15 protein-coding genes and 1 tRNA gene are annotated in these 17,686 nt (G+C 71.0%); 7 read left to right on the top strand and 9 right to left on the bottom strand.

Annotation, left to right across the window (positions count from 1 at the left end; all coding sequences use genetic code 11):
- Positions 1 to 66 precede the first annotated feature (66 nt).
- Both AAFN88_RS03780 and AAFN88_RS03775 read right to left on the bottom strand, forming a co-directional pair.
- Positions 67 to 1,260 (bottom strand): FIST C-terminal domain-containing protein, encoded by a 1,194-nt coding sequence (locus AAFN88_RS03780; protein ID WP_347518291.1) that lies wholly within the window; start codon positions 1,258 to 1,260, stop codon positions 67 to 69.
- 10 nt (positions 1,261 to 1,270) lie between these two features.
- Positions 1,271 to 1,840, bottom strand: a complete 570-nt coding sequence (locus tag AAFN88_RS03775; protein ID WP_347521627.1) for an arylesterase — start codon at positions 1,838 to 1,840, stop codon at positions 1,271 to 1,273.
- 412 nt (positions 1,841 to 2,252) lie between these two features.
- Here AAFN88_RS03775 and AAFN88_RS03770 point away from each other — a divergent pair, with 412 nt between their 5' ends.
- The 4 genes from AAFN88_RS03770 (at position 2,253) to AAFN88_RS03755 (ending at position 7,482) form a co-directional block, all read left to right on the top strand.
- A complete protein-coding gene (locus AAFN88_RS03770; RefSeq protein WP_347521626.1) occupies positions 2,253 to 2,939 on the top strand; it encodes an ABC transporter ATP-binding protein in 687 nt (228 codons plus the stop codon).
- Positions 2,936 to 5,536, top strand: coding sequence for an FtsX-like permease family protein (locus AAFN88_RS03765; RefSeq protein ID WP_347518289.1), 2,601 nt, complete (start codon positions 2,936 to 2,938; stop codon positions 5,534 to 5,536). Before AAFN88_RS03770 ends, AAFN88_RS03765 begins: the two co-directional genes overlap by 4 nt.
- A 208-nt stretch (positions 5,537 to 5,744) precedes the next feature.
- On the top strand, positions 5,745 to 6,464 hold the full coding sequence (locus AAFN88_RS03760) for a Bax inhibitor-1/YccA family protein (RefSeq protein WP_347518288.1): 720 nt from the start codon (positions 5,745 to 5,747) through the stop codon (positions 6,462 to 6,464).
- A gap of 133 nt (positions 6,465 to 6,597) precedes the next feature.
- The gene (locus tag AAFN88_RS03755) at positions 6,598 to 7,482 is read left to right on the top strand and encodes a DMT family transporter (RefSeq protein WP_347518287.1); all 885 of its coding nucleotides are present in this window, start codon (positions 6,598 to 6,600) and stop codon (positions 7,480 to 7,482) included.
- Between the two features lie 22 nt (positions 7,483 to 7,504).
- Here AAFN88_RS03755 and AAFN88_RS03750 read toward each other — a convergent pair whose 3' ends face one another.
- Both AAFN88_RS03750 and AAFN88_RS03745 read right to left on the bottom strand, forming a co-directional pair.
- On the bottom strand, positions 7,505 to 8,263 hold the full coding sequence (locus AAFN88_RS03750; protein WP_347518285.1) for a glucose 1-dehydrogenase: 759 nt from the start codon (positions 8,261 to 8,263) through the stop codon (positions 7,505 to 7,507).
- Positions 8,264 to 8,462: 199 nt separating this feature from the next.
- A complete protein-coding gene (locus AAFN88_RS03745) occupies positions 8,463 to 9,122 on the bottom strand; it encodes a hypothetical protein (RefSeq protein WP_347518284.1) in 660 nt (219 codons plus the stop codon).
- Positions 9,123 to 9,299: 177 nt separating this feature from the next.
- Between AAFN88_RS03745 and AAFN88_RS03740 the strand changes: the two genes are divergently transcribed.
- Positions 9,300 to 10,160, top strand: a complete 861-nt coding sequence (locus AAFN88_RS03740) for an isocitrate lyase/PEP mutase family protein (RefSeq protein ID WP_347518283.1) — start codon at positions 9,300 to 9,302, stop codon at positions 10,158 to 10,160.
- A 15-nt stretch (positions 10,161 to 10,175) separates the two neighbouring features.
- Here AAFN88_RS03740 and AAFN88_RS03735 read toward each other — a convergent pair.
- The 5 genes from AAFN88_RS03735 to hemC all read right to left on the bottom strand — a co-directional run bounded on the left by AAFN88_RS03735 (position 10,176) and on the right by hemC (position 15,442).
- Positions 10,176 to 10,251: transfer RNA gene (locus AAFN88_RS03735), tRNA-Thr, on the bottom strand.
- Between the two features lie 181 nt (positions 10,252 to 10,432).
- Positions 10,433 to 12,031, bottom strand: coding sequence for a heme biosynthesis HemY N-terminal domain-containing protein (locus tag AAFN88_RS03730; RefSeq protein WP_347518282.1), 1,599 nt, complete (start codon positions 12,029 to 12,031; stop codon positions 10,433 to 10,435).
- A 3-nt stretch (positions 12,032 to 12,034) separates the two neighbouring features.
- The gene (locus AAFN88_RS03725; protein WP_347518280.1) at positions 12,035 to 13,630 is read right to left on the bottom strand and encodes a carph-isopro domain-containing protein; all 1,596 of its coding nucleotides are present in this window, start codon (positions 13,628 to 13,630) and stop codon (positions 12,035 to 12,037) included.
- Positions 13,631 to 13,739: 109 nt separating this feature from the next.
- The gene (locus AAFN88_RS03720) at positions 13,740 to 14,477 is read right to left on the bottom strand and encodes a uroporphyrinogen-III synthase (RefSeq protein ID WP_347518279.1); all 738 of its coding nucleotides are present in this window, start codon (positions 14,475 to 14,477) and stop codon (positions 13,740 to 13,742) included.
- 14 nt (positions 14,478 to 14,491) lie between these two features.
- Positions 14,492 to 15,442 carry a hydroxymethylbilane synthase gene (gene hemC / locus AAFN88_RS03715; RefSeq protein ID WP_347518277.1) on the bottom strand — a complete coding sequence of 317 codons (951 nt, stop codon included), beginning with the start codon at positions 15,440 to 15,442 and terminating at the stop codon, positions 14,492 to 14,494.
- Positions 15,443 to 15,535: 93 nt separating this feature from the next.
- On the opposite strand from hemC, the gene tsaD reads away from it, so the two are divergent.
- Entirely contained in the window at positions 15,536 to 16,624 is a 1,089-nt protein-coding gene (gene tsaD, locus AAFN88_RS03710) for a tRNA (adenosine(37)-N6)-threonylcarbamoyltransferase complex transferase subunit TsaD (RefSeq protein ID WP_347518276.1), read from the top strand.
- Positions 16,617 to 17,669, top strand: coding sequence for an NAD(P)H-dependent glycerol-3-phosphate dehydrogenase (locus AAFN88_RS03705; RefSeq protein ID WP_347518274.1), 1,053 nt, complete (start codon positions 16,617 to 16,619; stop codon positions 17,667 to 17,669). Before tsaD ends, AAFN88_RS03705 begins: the two co-directional genes overlap by 8 nt.
- The last annotated feature ends 17 nt before the right edge of the window (positions 17,670 to 17,686 follow it).

Genomic DNA, 17,686 nt, shown 5'->3' with positions numbered 1-17,686 from the left:
CCTTCAGGCAAAAAAGCAGCGCCGCGAGGCCTCGTCGCGAGGACGGCGCTGGAATCGAAGACTTCGCTAAAGCAGCAGCGTGAGCACGCCAGTGTAGCCGTAGAGCCGGTTGTTGCTGATCTCGCCGTTGGCGAAGAAGCCGGTGAGCGGCATATCCCCGAACGTCTCGCGGATCAACCTCAGCTCTTCGGAGTGCGGGCCGAAAAGATGGCGCCCGCGCGCCACGCAGGAGAAGTAGAGCGCCCCGCGCGGCGCGCCGCCGGCGCGTTCGCGCAGGTCTTCCAGCATGCGCTTCAGGTCGGCGCGCGCGGTCTGGTGGTCGCGCCGGCAGAAGCCCAGGCGGTCGCCCGGCCTCACCTCGGCGCCGATCTGCAGCCAGCCGCGTTCGAGGTCGAGGCCGATAATGTTACGAACCAGGTAGTCGCCGGTATCGCTGCCCGGGATCGGCAGGGCGGCTAAGATATAGCCGCCGATGCGGCGCAGGTCGCGCGCCAGCAGCTCGCCCACGTCCTCGCGCAGCACGTCGAGCGCCGGCCGGCCATCCAGGGCGGAGACGATGCCGGGCCCCTCCACCGACGTCACCTCGTGGTTGCCGCCGATCGGGGCGCAGCCCTGGGACAGGCCGGTCACCGCCATCTGCCGGGAGCTGAAGAGAACGCCGGAGACGCCGCCCTCGCAGAGCTCGCCGGCGACCTGGGGGAAGCCGTCGCCCGAGGCGGTAAGCCCGCCGACCAGAAAGGCGGAGCTGGCCTCGGCCAGATCTCCGACGATCCCCGCGATGGCAGGATTGCGCGGGTCGCCGTGAACCACGCCCAGCATGGGCCGATGCCGGTCGATCCAATCGCCGTGAACGCGGGAGAAGCCTTCCAGGCCGCCGCGCGGGGCCTCGGCGACCGTCGCGAAACTGCGGAAGCCGTCTTCCGGCAGCGCCGCGACCAGCAGGGAGAGGGCCGGGCGGTCGTAGAACTCCACGCCGCTGGCCATCACCCCCTCGCCGACGGTGCCGACCCAGTGCCGGATTCCGCTGCGCTCGCGCAGGAAGGTGACGATGCTGCCCAGACTTTCCGACAGCGAATCGGTGGCATAGACGAAGCCGAGGTTGGCGCCTTCCGGCAGCTCGCCCAAGGCCTCCAGACAGCCCTTGACCAGCGGCCCCCAGGCGTCGGGCGCGGCGTCCTCGGACTCCTCCAGCGCCGCGTGGGCGGCCTTGTAGCGTCCCGCGCGCAGGGACCCGCTTTCCAGGAGAGAGGATGCCGCCATCCGTGGCGCCTCAGTTCCCGGCGTCCGGGCGCTGGGCCAGATCGCGGGCCTCGAGCAGCCGGACCACGTGCGGCTTGATGCGCTTGACGATCTCCGCCACGCCCTCGGCGTTGGGGTGGATGCCGTCCGCCTGATTGAGGGAAGGGTCCATCGCCACGCCGTCCAGGAAGAAGGGATAGAAGGGAGCGTCGTACTTCTTGGCCAGGCGCGGGTAAACGGCGTTGAAGGCTTCGCCGTACTCGCGGCCCAGGTTGGGCGGCGCCAGCATCCCGGCAATGAGCACCGGCAGCCCCTCCTCGGTGAAGCGCGCCATGATGGCGTCCAGGTTGTCGAAGGTCGCTTGCGGGTCGAGGCCGCGCAGGCCGTCGTTGGCACCCAGTTCCAGGATCACCGCGTCGGGGTCGTCGGCCAGCGCCCAGTCGAGCCGGGCGAGACCGCCGGCGGTGGTATCGCCGGAGTTGCCGGCGTTCATGACCTCCACGTTCAGGCCCTCGGCCCGCAGTGCAGCTTCGAGCTGCTCCGGGAAGGTCTCGCCCGCGGGCAGGCCATAGCCGTGGGTCAGGCTGTCGCCGTAGGCCATGAGCCGCACCGGCTCCGCCGCCGCGGCCGCGCTGCCCGCGAGCAGCGCCGCCAGCAGGGCGAGGGCCCGGCCCGTCGTTCGCAAGCAAGCGGTCTGTCGGGAGAAACGCATTCTACACTCTGGCCACGGAGAGAGCGCCCCACCGCGGGGCCTTGCTGGAGGAATCTTGGATTTTCAAGAGGTAAGGCCTCAGCGTCCGCGGATCAAGCGGCCGGCGGCCACCTTCTCCCTTCGCGCCGCCACCGCCGGCCGCCGCCAAAGCCCCGCGCGGGGACCGCAACACGTTGAATTTCCCGGCAATCGGGCCATATGGCATCAAGGCCGCCTAACGGAAGTGATCATGAGCCTGCGCGATTCCACAAGCATCCCCCAACCGGCCGCCCCGGCCCCGCGATCCGATCCCGAAACCGCGATGATTGTTCTGGCCGGGGTCGAACTCACCCTGCCCTCGGCCGCCGGTCCGGTGCACATCCTGCGCGGCCTCGACCTCTGCGTCGGGCGCGGCGAAACGGTGAGCGTGGTCGGCCCCTCGGGCTCCGGCAAGTCCTCCATGATGATGATCATGGCCGGCCTGGAGCGCGCCAGCAAAGGCGAGGTGGCGGTCGCCGGCACCCGCTTCAACGGCCTGGACGAGGATTCCCTGGCCCGCTTCCGCCGCGACGCCGTGGGCATCGTGTTCCAGGACTTCCACCTGGTGCCGACCATGACGGCGCTGGAGAACGTCGCCATTCCCCTGGAGTTCGCCGGCCGCGCCGACGCCTTCGCCCGCGCCGCCCAATGCCTGGAGGCGGTCGGCCTGGGCCACCGTCTGACCCACTATCCCGGCCAGCTCTCCGGCGGCGAGCAGCAGCGCACGGCGCTGGCCCGCGCCTTCGCCGCGGGGCCGGACCTGCTGCTGGCCGACGAGCCCACCGGCAACCTGGACGGCGAAACCGGCCAGCAGATCATCGAGCTGCTGTTCCGGCTGCAGGCCGAGCACGGCACCACCCTGGTGCTGATCACCCACGACCCGCAGCTCGCCAGGCGTTGCGCGCGCTCGGTGAAGCTGCTCGACGGCCTCATCGTCGGCGACGAGACCAACGGCGGCGCAACCCTGTGAGCGCCGCGGCCGAGCGCGGCGCCGCCGGTCCGGCCGCGCCAAGTCAGGGCCCCTGGCCGCTGGCCCTGCGCCTGGCGCGGCGCGAGCTGCGCGGCGGCCTGAGGGGGTTCCGCATCTTCCTCGCCTGCCTGACCCTGGGCGTCGCGGCCATTGCCGGTGTCGGTTCGGTTTCCGAATCCATGCTGGCGGGCCTGCAGCGCGACGGACGCATCCTCTTGGGCGGCGACATGGACCTGCGCCTCACCCACGTCGCGGCCGGCCCCGAGCAGCTGGCCTTCCTGAACGGCCGCGCCGCCGTCTCGCGCGTCGCCGAGATGCGCGCCATGGCCCGCGGCCAAACGGCGGACTCGCGCCGCGTACTGGTGGAACTGCGCGCCGTCGATAGCCTCTATCCGCTGTTCGGCGCCGTCGAGATGACTCCGGCGCCGGGCTTTTCCGACGACCTCGGCGCGGCCCTGGCCAAACGGGCCGGTCCGGACGGCAAGGAGCATTGGGGCGCGGCGATCGACCGCAGCCTGCTGCGCCGCCTGGAGGTCGCGCCCGGCGCCCTGGTGCGGGTCGGCGACATCGACTACCGCATCGCCGCCGTGCTGGAGCGCGAGCCCGACCGCACCTCGCGCGCCTTCACCCTGGGGCCCACCTTCATGGTCGCCCATGACAGCCTGGCCGACACCGGCCTGGTGCAGCCCGGCAGCCTGATCCAGCACCACTACCGCCTGCGCCTCGATGAGGGGGTGAGTCCCGCCGCCATGCGCGCCGCCCTGGGCGAGGCCTTTCCGGAGGCCGGCTGGCGCATCCGCGACACCACCGAGGCCGCCCCCGGCATCGGCCGCTTCATCAACCGCCTGACCCTCTTCCTGACGCTGGTCGGCCTCACCGCGCTGCTGGTCGGCGGCGTCGGCGTCGGCAACGCGGTGCGCAGCTACCTGGACGGCAAGACCGCGACCATCGCCACGCTGAAATGCCTGGGCGCCCCCGGCCGCCTGATCTTCCAGGTCTACATGGCGCAGATCCTGGCCCTCGCCCTGATCGGCATCGTCATCGGCCTGGTCCTCGGCGCGGCCTCCACCTATATCGCCGCCGGCGTGGTCGGCGACGCCCTGGGCTGGGAAGCCGAGCTCGGTCTCTACCCGCTGCCGCTCTTGACCGCCGCCGCGTTCGGCCTGCTGACCGCGGTCACCTTCTCGCTGTGGCCGCTGGCGCGCGCGCAGAGCGTCGCCGCCGCCAGCCTGTTCCGCGACCTGGTGACCCCGGCCTCGGCCCGGATCACCGCCAGCACGCTGGCGGCGCTGACCGTCTTCGGCGGCCTGCTGGCGGGCCTGGCCATCCTCACCGCCGCCGACCGCTTTCTGGCGGTCTGGTTCGTGATCGGCGCCGTCGGCGCGCTGCTGCTGTTCCGCCTGGCGGCCTTGGGCATCATGACCCTGGCCCGCCGCCTGCCGCGCCCGCGCCGGCCCGGCCTGCGCCTGGCGCTCGCCAATCTGCACCGTCCCGGCGCGCCCACCGGCTCCGTCGTCATGTCGCTGGGCCTCGGGCTCACCGTGCTGGTCGCCATCGCGCTGATCGAGGGCAATCTCTCGCGCCAGGTGCGCCAGAGCCTGCCCGAAGAGGCCCCCGGCTTCTACTTCATCGACATCCAGCCCGACCAGGTGGACGACTTCAATGCGCTGGTCACCGGTTTTCCCGGCGTCAAGGAGGTGGAGCGGATGCCCATGCTGCGCGGGCGCATCGCCGCGGTGAACGGGGTGCCGCCGTCCGAGCTGCAGATCCCCGGCGAAGTGAAATGGGTCTTCCGGGGCGACCGCGGCCTGACCTGGATGCGCGCGCCGCGCGCGATCGACAAGATCACCGCCGGCGAATGGTGGCCGCCCGATTACGACGGCAAGCCGCTCGTCTCCCTGCACGACGAGGTCGGCCGGGCGCTGGGCATCGGCCCCGGCGATACCTTGACCATCAACATCCTGGGCCGCGACGTCGAGGTGACCATCGCCAACCTGCGCGAGGTCGATTGGGCGCGCCTGTCGATGAACTTCGTGATGATCTTCTCGCCCGGCCTGCTGGAGCGGGCGCCGCAGAGCCACATTGCCACGGTGAAGGCCGAGGCCGCCGCCGAGGATGCGTTGGAAATCGCCGTCACCGACCGCTTCATCAACGTCTCCTCGATCCGCGTCAAGGAGGCCCTGGAGCAGGTCGGCGAGCTGATCGGCCAGATCGCCGTCGCCGTGCGCGCCATCGCCGCCGTGGCCCTGGTGGCCGGCGTGCTGGTGCTGGCCGGGGCCGTCGCCGCCGGACACCAGCGGCGGGTCTACGACGCCGTGGTGCTGAAGGTGCTGGGCGCGACGCGGCGCGGCGTCGCCCAGACCTTCCTGCTGGAATACGGCCTGCTGGGGCTGGTCACCGCCACCATCGCCGCGGCCGTCGGTACCCTGGCGGCCTTCCTGGTGCTGACCGAGGTCATGCGCGCCGACTTCGTCTTCCTCCCCGGGGCGGTGATCGCCACCGCCCTGCTGGCCACGGCGATTACCGTCGGTTTCGGCTTCGCCGGCACTTGGCGCGCCCTGGGCCAGAAAGCCGCCCCCCTGCTGCGCAACGAGTAGCCTTGCGGCGGGGCGCCGGCGCCGGAAGCGGCAAAGCTGAAACCACAGATGGGAACTGTGGTTCAGCGGCTTGAATTCGCAGCAAAATTTACGCACAAGCCATGCGAAAATCGGTTGATTCGGCCTCCCCACCTGCCAATATTAGGGACGAGTTCTCTGGGCTGGCGTGGCCCGTTGACCGCGCCTTGGAACGAAAGGGTTTTTTCAGATGGCTCTCGGTGACCGCAGATACATGTCGCAGACCCAGGCGCAGACGCGCGCCGGCGAATACGATGAGGGCCTGCGCAAGTACATGCTGGGCGTGTACAACTACATGGCCATCGCCATGGGCATCACCGGCCTGGTCGCCTTCGCGACCGCCCAAAGCCCGGCGCTGCTGCAGGCGATCTACGGCACGCCGCTGCAATGGGTCGTCATGCTGGCGCCGCTCGGCTTCGTGCTGTTCCTGTCGATGCGCGTCCACAAGATGTCCGCCTCGGCCGCGCAGCTTACCTTCTGGGTATTCTCCGCCGTGATGGGACTGTCGCTGGCTTACATCTTCATTGCCTATACCGGCGCCTCGGTCGCGCGGATGTTTTTCATCACCGCCGGCGCCTTCGCGGGCCTCAGCCTGTTCGGCTATACCACCAAGAAGGATCTGTCCGGCATGGGCAGCTTCCTGATGATGGGCCTGATCGGCATCATCATCGCCTCGCTGGTGAACCTGTTCCTGCAGTCGCCGGCGATGATGTGGGTCATCTCGGTGGTCGGCGTGCTGGTCTTCGCGGGTCTGACCGCCTATGACACCCAGCAGATCAAGAACATGTACTACGCCGCCGACAGCGGCGAGGTCGCGACCAAGAAGTCGATCATGGGCGCCCTGCGTCTCTACCTCGACTTCCTCAACATGTTCCTCTTCCTGCTGCAGCTCTTCGGCAACCGCAACTAAGCGCCGCCGAGCAGCGATCTGGACGAAGACGAAGGCCCGGGAGATACTCCCGGGCCTTCTGCTTTGCGAAGCCCACAGAAAGATGGCGGCCACCCGATGCGGCGGGCCCGGCCGCAGCCCGAGATAGCGAACCTTGCCCCCCACCCACTCCCTTGCCCCCGCCCGCACGACCCAGGGCATCGCCCTGATGACGCTGGCCATGCTGTCGATCCCGGTTTGCGACGGCCTGGCGAAGTATCTCAGCACCGGCTATTCGCCGCTGTTCATCAGTTGGGCGCGCTATGCCGTCGCCTGCCTCATCGTCCTGCCGGTGGCGGTGGGCGCCCACGGCCCGCGGATATTTCCGGCGGAGCAGCGCGTCTTCCACCTGCTGCGGACGGTGTTTCTGGTGACGGCGATGACGCTCTACTTCCTGGCCGTCGCGGAGATCCAGCTTGCCACGGCCATCAGCGCCTTCTTCGTGGCGCCGATCATCGCCATGGCGCTGTCCATCGCCGTGCTGCGCGAACGCATGACCTGGCGCAAGGGCCTGAGCCTGGCCATGGGATTCGCGGGGTCCCTGGTCATCCTGCGCCCCGGCGGAACCCTGGAGCCCGGCATCCTGCTTGCCCTCGGCGCCGGCCTGTTCTTCGCGATCTACATGATCGCCACGCGGCAGGCTTCGCAGGCCAGCGATCCGATCAAGACGCTGACCTTCCAATGCGTCGTGGGGATGGTGCTGCTCAGCCCGCAGGCGCTGCTGACCTGGACGCTGCCCAGCCAGGCCGACCTGCTGTTCTTCGCCGGGCTGGGGTTGTTCTCCGCGTTCAGCCATTTCCTGTCGATCGCCGCGTTCCGGCTCGCCGACGCCTCGACGCTTTCGCCGCTGGTCTATCTGGAGCTGGTCGGATCGGCAGCCATCGGCTTTCTGGCCTTCGGAGACCTGCCCGGCCCGGCAACGGTGGTCGGCGCCGCCCTGATCGTCACGGCGGGACTGATTCTGCTGCAGCGGCGCAAGACCGTGGCCGAAACCCTCTAGCGGCGCCAGGAAGCCGACGCGGTCAGATGCAGCGCCCGCCGTCGACTTCCAGAGTGACGCCGGTGAGGAACTCCGCTTCGTCGGACGCCAGGAAGGCGGCGGCGTGGGCGATGTCCTTGGGCGTGGAGAACCGGCCCAGCGGAATGGTGGCCTCGAACCGCTTGCGGTTCTCCGGCGTGTCCGGCACCCCCATGAAGGTCTCCATCAAGGCGGTCTCGCCGATCACCGGACAGATGGCGTTGACGCGGATATTGTCGGGCGCCAGTTCCACCGCCATGGACTTGGTCAGCACGTTCACCGCCCCCTTGGAGGAATTGTAGACCGTAAGGCCGGGGCGCGGCCGCAGCGCGGCCGTCGAGCTGGTGTTGATGATGCAGCCGCCGCCCTGGGCGCGCAGCAGGGGAATGGCCTCCAGCGCCGCCAGGTAGATGGCCTTCACGTTGACGGCGTAGATGAGGTCGAATTCCTCCTCGCTCACCTCGGTCATCGGTTTGTTCTTGTGGGCGACGCCGGCGTTGTTGACCAGCACGTCGAGACGTCCGTAGGTATCCAGCGCGGCGCGCATCATGGTCGCCACGTCGGCCTTGTCGGTCACATCCGCCTTGAGGCCGATGGCCGCGCCGCCGTCCCGGTCGATCTCCGCCGCGACCGCCTCCGCCGACCCGCCGTCGATGTCCGCCAGCACCACACGCCCGCCCTCGGCCGCGAAGAGCCGCGCGATGCCGGCGCCGAAGCCCGACCCGGCGCCGGTCACCACCGCCACCTTTCCCTGAAGCCGCATAGCCGTCTCCTCCCCAGAACGCCGTTCTTCCCGCGGAGCCGCGTCGGCGCCCTTTGGCGCCCATTGGCGCCCATTGGCGCATTGAACCACGATCGGGACGGCGCCGCTATCGCTGCCCGCCGCCGGGACGCCGCAACGCGGCGAGCGGCGCGGCGCTCCCCGCCGCCCAAGGCGGTCCGCGGAACGATCCGGGGTGAGCTTACAGGATGCTGTCGCTGAAGCCCGGCGGGCTCCAGCCGGCGCGCCAGTCCTCCAGCGGCACCACGTGGGCGGCGCGGCCGTTGTCCTCGAACCAGCTGTCGACGGCATAGATCCGCTTGGTCTTCAGCTCCTCGATGACGGCGGTCTGGTGCGGCCAGGCGCCGTCGATCAGCGCCCCGCGCCCGGCCCAGCCTTCGAGTTTGTGCCACTTCAGATAGCCGGCCTTGGCCAGCAACGTCAGGTAGACCGACGTGTTGGTGGTCTCGTCGACGCAATCGAACTGGTCGTTGCCGCTCATGGCGTTGAAGGTGCCGCCGCGGTCTTTGGAGGTCCCGGCCTTGCGCCCCACTTCGGTTTCCAGAAGGCCGATGGCCGTGGCGATGCGCCCGCGCTCGATGGCGGCGCTGGCGGCCGGTTCGGCGAAGAGGTCGGCCACCGGATCCCATTCCAGCGGGGTGAGGCCGACCTGCGAACGCAGGCGGCAGCCGTGGCCGTGGCAGATGGTGAAGGCGTCGATCCTGGGCCCGGCGACCTCGCGCTCGGCCATCATCTGGTCGTACTTGCCGCCCGGCGTCGAGCAGGCGGCCAGCGCGGCGGCCATGGCCGCCGCCAGCAGGCCGGCGAGCAGCAGTGGTCGCCTTACGGGTCTGAAAGCCATAAACGGATCCCCTTCCGGTCCCCAGATTTGCGCCGCATTTAACCACCCGGCGCAAGGAAGCGCAAAACAACTGAGGTGTTACCGGGCCGCGGGCGGAGGCGCCGGCCGCCGTTTCGTGCTTTACTCCCGATCGGCGGGTCGAGGACGGCCGGCGGGCCACAAGGAGGGAGACCACTCATGCGCTGGAGCAGGCGCCGCGAGGCTTTTCGCGCCATTTTCGCCGGAGACCGCTGTGTCCACCCCGGCTCCGTGTTCGATCCGCTCTCGGTGCGCATCGCCGAGGAACTGGGCTTCGAGGCCGGCATGTTCGCCGGCTCCGTCGCCTCGCTGACGGTGCTGGGCGCGCCCGACCTCATCGTCCTCACGCTCAGCGAGTTCGCCGAACAGGCCTACCGCATCAACCGCGCGGGCGAACTGCCGCTGATGGTCGACGCCGACCACGGCTACGGCAACGCCCTGAACGTCACCCGGACGGTGGAGGAACTGGAGACCGCCGGCGTCGCCGGGCTGTCCATCGAGGACACGGCGCTGCCGCAGCCCTTCGGCGCGGCGGGCAGGACGCAGCTCATCTCCGTCGAGGAAGGCGCCGGCAAGATGCGCGCGGCGCTGGCCGGGCGGCGCGACCCCAAGCTGATGATCTTCGGACGCACCTCGGCAGCCTCCGTCACCGACGCTGACGACGCGGCAAGGCGCAGCGCCGCCTATGAGGCCGCCGGCGTCGACGCCATCTTCCTGGTCGGCGTGAAGACCAAGGCGCAACTGGAGACGGTGCGAGCTGCGGTGAAGCTGCCGCTCATGATCGGCGGCGCGGGGCCGGAGATCATGGATCTCGACTACCTCTCCGGCATGGGCGTGCGGATCTGCCTGCAGAGCCACGCGCCCTTCATGGCCGCGGTACAGGCGGTCTACGATACCCTGAAAGCGCTGCGCGAAGGGACCGCGCCCAAGGACCTGCAGGGCGTCGCCCCGCCGGAGTTGATGAAGCGCCTGACCCGCGACGCCGACTACAAGGCGCGCATGGAGGATTGGCTGGGCTGAACGGAAGGAGAGGAATGGTGCCGCCTGGGTGACTTGAACACCCGACCCTCGCATTACGAATGCGATGCTCTACCAGCTGAGCTAAGGCGGCACTGCGGCCGGATTCCTTGAAAAGCGGAAAATCCGGCGGTTCCTGGGCGCGGACATTACGGCGAAGCCGCGCTGCGCGCAAGTCCCGACACTTCCTGCCGGAACCCTCCTCTTAGCTAAGGCTTCCGCCTTAAGCCAGGGTTAACGCTCGGCGCATTCGGCGCACGGCCTTCCCCAGCAACCTATCGGCGCGGCGGCAAATAGCCTTCCACCGCCGCGGCCTCGGAATCGTCGCCCTCCTCCTCGGCCACGGGCTTGGGCGCCGCCGGGGCGGAGCCGTCGCCGGCCGCCTGCGGTTCGGCCGGCTTCACCCGGTCCGGCGGGCCCGGCAGCGGCGTCACTGCCGGCAGGCCCCTGGACGGCGTATCGGCCGCCGGCGAGCCGGCGAGCCGGCCGCTCTCGGGCGGCGCCTTGACCGAGCCGGGCGGCGCCTTGGCGGCGATCTGCAGCACCTCGCCGCCGCCCAGGCTGACCGGGCCGACATGGCGCGGCACCCGCCAGGTGAGGCTGTCGAAGCTGCCGCAGGCCCCGCAGTCGGCGCTCCAGTCCGTCGCCACGGCACCGCAGGAGCCGCAGACCCAGGCCGGATCCGGCGGCGCCGCGGCAGCGCGCTCCAGCCAGCGCCGCGCCGTCGCGGTGTCCTTGTGCTCGGCCTCCTCCAGGCGCGCCATGAGGCGGCAGACCCGGGCGCGCGGCGGATCCTCGCCTTCCAGCTTCACCAGCGCGCCGAGGTGACGCCGCGCCTCGCCCCAGAGTTCGGCCTCCAGGTTGGCTTCGGCCAACGCCAGATGGCTTTCGCGATGCGTGGGATTGAGCACCGCCAGTTTGGTAAAGCGCTTCACCTGCTCCAACGGCTTGGCCTCCGGCGCGGCGTCCCGGTAGACCGCCGCCAGCTCGGCGCTGGGCGTGCGCGGCCAGGACCGCTCGACCACCTTGGCCGCCTCGCGCCAGGCCTTGCGCTCCACCGCCAGGCGCGCGTGCAGCAGCGCCGCGGCCAGCAGGTCGGGAGCGCTGCGATCGGCCAGGCGCGACTGGGTGAAGGCCTCCTCCTTCTGGCCCTCGGCCAGCAGGCGGTGGGCCTTGGCCAGGGTGATGACGGCGCCCTTGTGCTCGGCCTCGGCCTTGTCCATCGCCTTGATCTTCACCGCCTGCTTCAGCGCCCGGGCGGCGCCGTCCAGGTCGCCGGTGCGCTCGCTGAGCTGGAAGAGGTTGGTCACCACCCAGGGTGTCTTGGGCCGCATGGCATGGGCCTGGCGCACGTAGCCGAGGGCGCGCTCGTTGTCGCCGGCGCGCAGCGCCTGCATGAGCAGGCCGCGCAAGCCCAGGAAGCGGGTTTCCGGCTTCTCCAGCATGGCGTTGAAGTACTTCTCGGCCGCCTTCTCGTCGCCGCCGAGCTGCGCCGCCTGGGCGGAGAGCAGCAGCGTGATGGGCGGATCCTCCAGCAGCTCGTCGGCCTTGCGCGACCAGCGCGCGGCCTCCTGCGCGTCGCCGGCGGCCACCGCGACCATGCCCTGGCTCAGCGCCTTGTAGCCGCGCTTGCGGCGGCCCGAGGCCAGCGCCTGGCCGATGCGCCCGGGCGTGCCCAGGACGGCACGGACGATGCGGTAGAGCAGGACGACGGCGGCGGAAAAGACGATGGCGGCGATGATCAGGAAGCCGATCGGCGGCTCCAGGCGGTAGCCCAGCCACTCGATGGACACCTGCCCGGGATTCTGCGCCAGCCAATAGGTGGCGAGAATGGCGGCGGCGGCGAGAACCGCAAAAACGATGGCGCGGCGCATGGTTCAGCCGCCCGCCAAGGTGGAAAAGCGCTGCGATACCAGGGCGCCCAGAGTACTGACCGCGCGGTCGGCGGCGAGGCGCGCCTCGGCCTCGGCACGCCACTTGGCCGCCGCTTCCGCCGCCGCGCCGTCCAGCCCATCCAGCTCCGCCAGGGCCCCGGCGAGATCGCCGTTGTTGAGCTTCACCTCGGCGCGCGCGGCCACCGCCGTCGGCTCGGCTCCTTCGACCAGCCCCACCGGGCGCAGGTTCACCGCCTCGGCCATGCGGCGCAGCACACCCGCCGACCAGCCCTCGCTTTCCTTGCCGACCTCGATGGCGGCGATGCGGCGCGCCACGTCGGGGAACCCGGCCTGCAGGTCGAGAAGACTGGGCAGGCCCGCCGAGGCGCGGCGCTCCAGGGGTGCGATCACCGCATCCAGAGCCGGGTCTTCGCCGGCCAGGTTCTGCAGCATGGCGAGCGGCTGATCGTAGGGGCCGGACCCGCGCAGCGCGTCGCGCAGCTGCAGCATGGCCAGCAGCATCAGGGTTTCGCGGCTGCCCGGCGCGGCCTCGCGCGCCGCCGCGGCGGCGCCCAGCGCGTCCTCGGCTTCGGTCAGGCGCTTGGCCAGATCCGACTGGGCGGCGAGCAGGTCGTCGAGGCGCTGGGCTTCGCTGGTGAGGCGGCTGGAAAGCTCGGGCGAGGGTGCGCCGGCCTGGCTGCGCAGCGACGAGAACTCCTGCTCCAGGGCCGCCAGCCGGTCGGTCAGGCGCGCCATCTGGCCGTTGAGGGACTCCAGGGCGGCGCGGGTATCCGGATCCTGGCCGCCGCCTTGGGAGACGGCGGATTCCACTGTGGCCAGGCGCTCGCTGAGGCCGGAGAGCGCGGCCGAATTGTCCGCCGGAATCGCCGCCTGCAAATCGTCCAGGCGGGTTTCCAGGGCCGCCAGAGCCTCTGCCGTCGCCCCGGCCTGGGCGCCGGCCGCACCGTCGATGAAACCGATCCAGTAAGGCCGCGTGTAGACCGTCGCCGCGGCCACGCCGGCGGCGAGCGCCACGCCCAGGACGAGGCCCGGCAGGACACCGCCCCGGCGCTGCGGCGCCGGGGCCGCCGCTTTCGGGGAGTCGGACTTGGACGCCGCCGAGGCCGCGGACATGCCGCCCGTCTTGGCCTCCGGCTTGCCGCCAGCTTTCTCGCCAGCTTTCTCGCCAGCTTTCTCGCCAGCTTTCTCGCCAGCTTTCTCTGGGGCCTTGTTGGGGGCCGTCTCGGACTGCTTGCCGGCGGGTTTCATTTCAGCGGGGTCTTTGTCGGCCACTGAGGTTGCCTTTCCTTCGATCACCTGCGGCTGCGCCGGCGCGCCTTCACTGGGCGCCGATGCCCGCAGCACCGCGGGATCGATGTTGATGGAGTTCTTCTGCGCGGCGGCGCGGATCTGGTCGTGCCGGTTGGCGGGAATCGCGCTGCGCTCCTTCCAGCCCTGCACGGTGGACACCGCCAGCCCCAACTGCTTGGCCATCGGGCGGATGCCGCCGAAAGCCTCGATGATGCTCAACGCCGGCGCCGCTTCCGGCGGCTGCGCCGTGGTGTGCTCGTCCGTGTCTTTGCCGTCGGATGCCGTCATGGTTCCCGCGTGTCGTACCTTCCCTTTGGTCCCGTCCCTGCGCCCTGCTCCGGAACGCCGGGTCGTACGCCCCTTTGTACGCCTCCGGCGCGTACGTTGCAGCGCAAAATTATATCCGCGGCCCGCGTTCACCCGCCAGGGCGTCGAGGGCGGCCAGGAGAGACTCCTGTTCGGGCCGCGCCGCGACCACCCTGCGTGCCCAGGCAAGCCCCGAAATCTGCGCCGCGACGGCCTCGCTGAGGCAGATCGCGGTCACCGCGCGGCAGGCGTGCGACAGTTTCGCGGCCGCGACCAAGCTAACAAAGGCGGCGGCCGTCCGCGGCGAGAAAAATGTGGCTGCATCGATCAACCCTTCGTTGAGCGCAGAGGTACAGGCCGCGCTGAGGGCCGGCACCGGGCGGGCGTCGTAGAGCACCGCGCGCAGCACCGTGAAGCCGGCCGCCGCCAGAGTGCCTTGCAGGTCGCCGGCCGGCTTGCTGGCGGCGGAGTGCAGCAGCGGTCCCGCCGCCGGATCGAGGCGGGCCACCACCAGGGCCGCCAGATCGTCGACGTCGCCGGCCGCCGAGGTGACCTGCGTGAAGCCCAGGTCGCGGCATTCGGCGGCACTGGCATCGCCCACGGCGAAGACCGGCAGGTCGCGGCGCGCGTCCTGCGCGGCGAAGGCGCGCGCGCCGTTGGCGCTGGTGATGAGCAGCGCCTGCGCGGCGGCGTGGCCCGGCGGCCAATCAACCTCGCCGCGCGGGGCGATGGTCAACAGCGGCTCCTGCAGGACCGCGTGGCCGCGCGCCTCCAGCGCCGCCACCAGGGCGGCGGCATCCTCACGCGGCCGGGTGACAAGGATGCGCATCCCCGCGGCTTCCCTCAATGCCCCGTGATGACGGCGAAGAACTCTGGTCCCCCGGCGGCCTTCAGCCGTTCGCCCAGATCCTTGCCGAGGGCGGCCGCCCTTTCCACGGGGCCGGAGATCTCCGCGGCATGCACCTTGGTGCCGTCCGGCAGAGCGACGAGGCCGCGCAGGCGCAGGGTCTTGCCGCCGTCGCCCAGCTCCGCCAGGCCGGCGATCGGCGTCTTGCAGGAGCCGTCCAGTTCCGCCAGGAAGGCGCGCTCCGCCGTCACCCGCGCGGTGGTCTCGGCACAGGAGATGGCGTCGAGCCAGGCCCGCGCGCGCGCGTCGTCGGCACGGATTTCCAGGCCGATGGCGCCTTGACCGACCGCCGGCAGCATTTCTTCCGGCTCCAGCGCGCCGGTGATCTTGTCGGCCTCGCCCAGGCGTTTCAGTCCGGCCACCGCGAGCAGCGTCGCATCGACCTCGCCCGCCGCCAGCTTGCGCAGGCGCGTCGCCACGTTGCCGCGGAAGTTCACGACCTTCAGGTCGGGACGCGCGGCGAGAATCTGCGCCTGCCGGCGCAGCGAGGCGCTGCCCACCACCGCACCCAGCGGCAGGTCGGAAAGGCGCGGCCCGTGCGGCGAGAAGAAGGCGTCGCGCACATCCTCGCGCGGCAGCATATGCTCGACCGTCAGGCCGTCGGGCAGCCAGGTCGGCACATCCTTCATGGAATGCACGGCGGCGTCGATCTCTCCCGCCAGCAGCCCCTCTTCGATCTCCTTGGTGAAGAGGCCCTTGCCGCCGATCTCCGAAAGGGCGCGGTCCTGGATCTTGTCGCCGGTGGTCTTGATGGCGACGACGGCGACGGCGCTCTCGCCGGCCAGCTCGGGATGGGCCTCGCCCAGGCGGCGGCGCACTTCATGGGCCTGGGCCAGGGCCAGCGGCGAGCCTCGGGTGCCGAGGCGCAGAAGAGGTTCCTTGCTCATGGCGCTATGCTTTAGAGCATGCGCGCGGGGAAGAAAACCGCCCTGCTCGCGGCCATAGCCATTTCGCCATCGAGGCAGTAATGTCCGCACGCCATGACGAAGCCGTCCGAAGATTTGCCTGAAAACCTCGTGGTCCTGGGCATCGAGACCTCCTGCGACGAAACCGCCGCCGCGGTGGTCAGCGGCGCCGGCGCGGCCCCCGGCGAAATCAGGTCCAACCTGGTGCTGTCGCAGCTCGACGAGCACCGCCCCTACGGCGGCGTGGTGCCGGAGATCGCCGCGCGCAGCCACATGGACCACATCGACCGCCTGGTCGAAGAGGCCATGGAGCAGGCCGGCCTGACCTTTGCCGAACTGGACGGCATCGCCGCCACGGCGGGGCCCGGCCTCATCGGCGGCGTCTTCGTCGGGGTCATGACCGCCAAGGCCATCGCCCTGGCCTGGGAGAAGCCCTTCCTGGCGGTGAACCACCTGGAGGGCCACGCGCTGAGCGTGCGCCTCAGCGACGGCATCGGCTTCCCCTACCTGCTGCTGCTGGTCTCCGGCGGCCACTGTCAGCTTCTGGCGGTGGAGGGGGTCGGCCGCTACCGCCGCCTGGGCGGCACCATCGACGACGCCCTGGGCGAGGCCTTCGACAAGACGGCGAAGCTGCTGGGCCTCGGCTATCCCGGCGGCCCGGCGGTGGAGCAGGCGGCCGAGTACGGCAACCCGGAAGCCTTCGACCTGCCGCGCCCCATGCTGGGGCGCCCTGGGCTCGACTTCTCCTTCTCGGGCCTCAAGACCGCCCTGCGCCACGCCGCCGAAAAGGCCGGCGTGCTGGGCGGCGGCGGGAACGATCAGACCCGCGCCGATCTCGCCGCCTCCTTCCAGGCCGCGGCCGGCGACATCCTGGCCGAGCGCTGCACCAAGGCGTTGGAAACATTCCAGCAGGACTACGGCACCGCCGGACCACTGGTGGTGGCCGGCGGCGTCGCCGCCAACCGCAGCCTGCGCGCGCGCCTGGAGAGTGTCGCCGCCGCGGCCGGCAGCCGCCTGGTGGCGCCGCCGCCGAAGCTCTGCACCGACAACGCGGCGATGATCGCCTGGGCCGGGGTCGAGCGCCTGGCCTTGGGACTCACCGACCCCCTCGACTTCGCGGCGCGTCCGCGCTGGCCGCTGGAGAGCCTGAGCGCGCATGGCTGAAGCGCCGCTCACGGCCGCCCCCCTGACCATCGCCCCCCTGACCATCGCCGTCGTGGGCGCCGGCGCCTGGGGCAGCGCCCTGGCGCACGTCTGCTGCGGCCCGCAGAAGAACAGCGGCGACCGCGTGCTGCTGTGGGGCCGCGATGCCGAACTGGTCGCCACCTTGAACGCACGCCACGAGAATCCAGCCTACCTGCCGGGCATTCCCTTGGCCGAGGCGATCGAGGCGACCGACAGCCTTGCCGACCTGGCGGCCGCCGGGCTCTGCCTACTGGTGGTGCCGGCCCAGGCGCTGCGCGAGGTCGCCGGGGAACTGGCGGGCGTGCTGCAGCCCGACGTGCCGGTGGTGCTCTGCGCCAAGGGCATCGAGGCGGAGAGCGGCAAGCTGATGACCGAAGTCGCCGCCGAGGTTCTGCCCGGACGGCCCCTGGCGGTGCTTTCCGGCCCGACCTTCGCCGCCGAGGTGGCCCGCGGCCTGCCCACCGCCGTGACCCTGGCCAGCGGGGACCGGGACCTCGCCGCGCGCCTGGCGGTGACGCTGGGCAGCCGCAGCTTCCGCCCCTACCTTTCCGACGACCCGCTGGGCGCCGAGATCGCCGGGGCGGTGAAGAACGTGCTGGCCATCGCCTGCGGCATCGTCGCCGGGCGGGCGCTGGGCGACAACGCGCGCGCCGCGCTGATCACCCGTGGCCTGGCCGAGATGTCGCGCCTGGTGCTGGCGCGCGGCGGCAAACCGGAGACGCTGATGGGCCTGGCCGGCCTGGGCGACCTGACGCTGACCTGCACGGCGACCCAGTCGCGCAACTACAGCTTCGGCGTGGCGCTGGGCCGCGGCGACGACGTGGCGGCCGCGATAGCAGCCAGCCGGGGTGTGGTGGAGGGCCGCTTCTCGGCCGCCGCGACCTTGGCCATGGCCCGGACCTTCGATGTGGAGCTGCCGATCTGCGCGGCGGTGGACGCCGTGGTCAACCACGGCGCCGCGTTGGACGAGACCATCGCCGCCCTGCTGGCGCGGCCTTTCAAGGCCGAGGGCTTTTCGGCATAGTGTCGCGCGCCGCCGCG

Origin of the sequence: Pelagibius sp. CAU 1746, assembly GCF_039839785.1 — a bacterium.
Classification (GTDB): Bacteria; Pseudomonadota; Alphaproteobacteria; order Kiloniellales; family Kiloniellaceae; genus Pelagibius.
The sequence above is the reverse complement of the archived record's forward strand: the minus strand, read 5'-3'. Positions and strand labels throughout refer to the sequence as shown.

Excerpts from the sequence above, each read along its gene's own strand:
- AAFN88_RS03745 (WP_347518284.1), bottom strand. The coding sequence starts at position 9,122 with ATGGCTTTCAGACCCGTAAGGCGACCACTGCTGCTCGCCGGCCTGCTG.
- AAFN88_RS03770 (WP_347521626.1), top strand. The coding sequence starts at position 2,253 with ATGATTGTTCTGGCCGGGGTCGAACTCACCCTGCCCTCGGCCGCCGGT.
- AAFN88_RS03720 (WP_347518279.1), bottom strand. The coding sequence starts at position 14,477 with ATGCGCATCCTTGTCACCCGGCCGCGTGAGGATGCCGCCGCCCTGGTG.
- AAFN88_RS03775 (WP_347521627.1), bottom strand. The coding sequence starts at position 1,840 with ATGGCCTACGGCGACAGCCTGACCCACGGCTATGGCCTGCCCGCGGGC.
- AAFN88_RS03760 (WP_347518288.1), top strand. The coding sequence starts at position 5,745 with ATGGCTCTCGGTGACCGCAGATACATGTCGCAGACCCAGGCGCAGACG.
- AAFN88_RS03750 (WP_347518285.1), bottom strand. The coding sequence starts at position 8,263 with ATGCGGCTTCAGGGAAAGGTGGCGGTGGTGACCGGCGCCGGGTCGGGC.
- AAFN88_RS03730 (WP_347518282.1), bottom strand. The coding sequence starts at position 12,031 with ATGCGCCGCGCCATCGTTTTTGCGGTTCTCGCCGCCGCCGCCATTCTC.
- AAFN88_RS03725 (WP_347518280.1), bottom strand. The coding sequence starts at position 13,630 with ATGACGGCATCCGACGGCAAAGACACGGACGAGCACACCACGGCGCAG.
- AAFN88_RS03705 (WP_347518274.1), top strand. The coding sequence starts at position 16,617 with ATGGCTGAAGCGCCGCTCACGGCCGCCCCCCTGACCATCGCCCCCCTG.
- tsaD (WP_347518276.1), top strand. The coding sequence starts at position 15,536 with ATGACGAAGCCGTCCGAAGATTTGCCTGAAAACCTCGTGGTCCTGGGC.
- AAFN88_RS03740 (WP_347518283.1), top strand. The coding sequence starts at position 9,300 with ATGCGCTGGAGCAGGCGCCGCGAGGCTTTTCGCGCCATTTTCGCCGGA.
- AAFN88_RS03780 (WP_347518291.1), bottom strand. The coding sequence starts at position 1,260 with ATGGCGGCATCCTCTCTCCTGGAAAGCGGGTCCCTGCGCGCGGGACGC.
- hemC (WP_347518277.1), bottom strand. The coding sequence starts at position 15,442 with ATGAGCAAGGAACCTCTTCTGCGCCTCGGCACCCGAGGCTCGCCGCTG.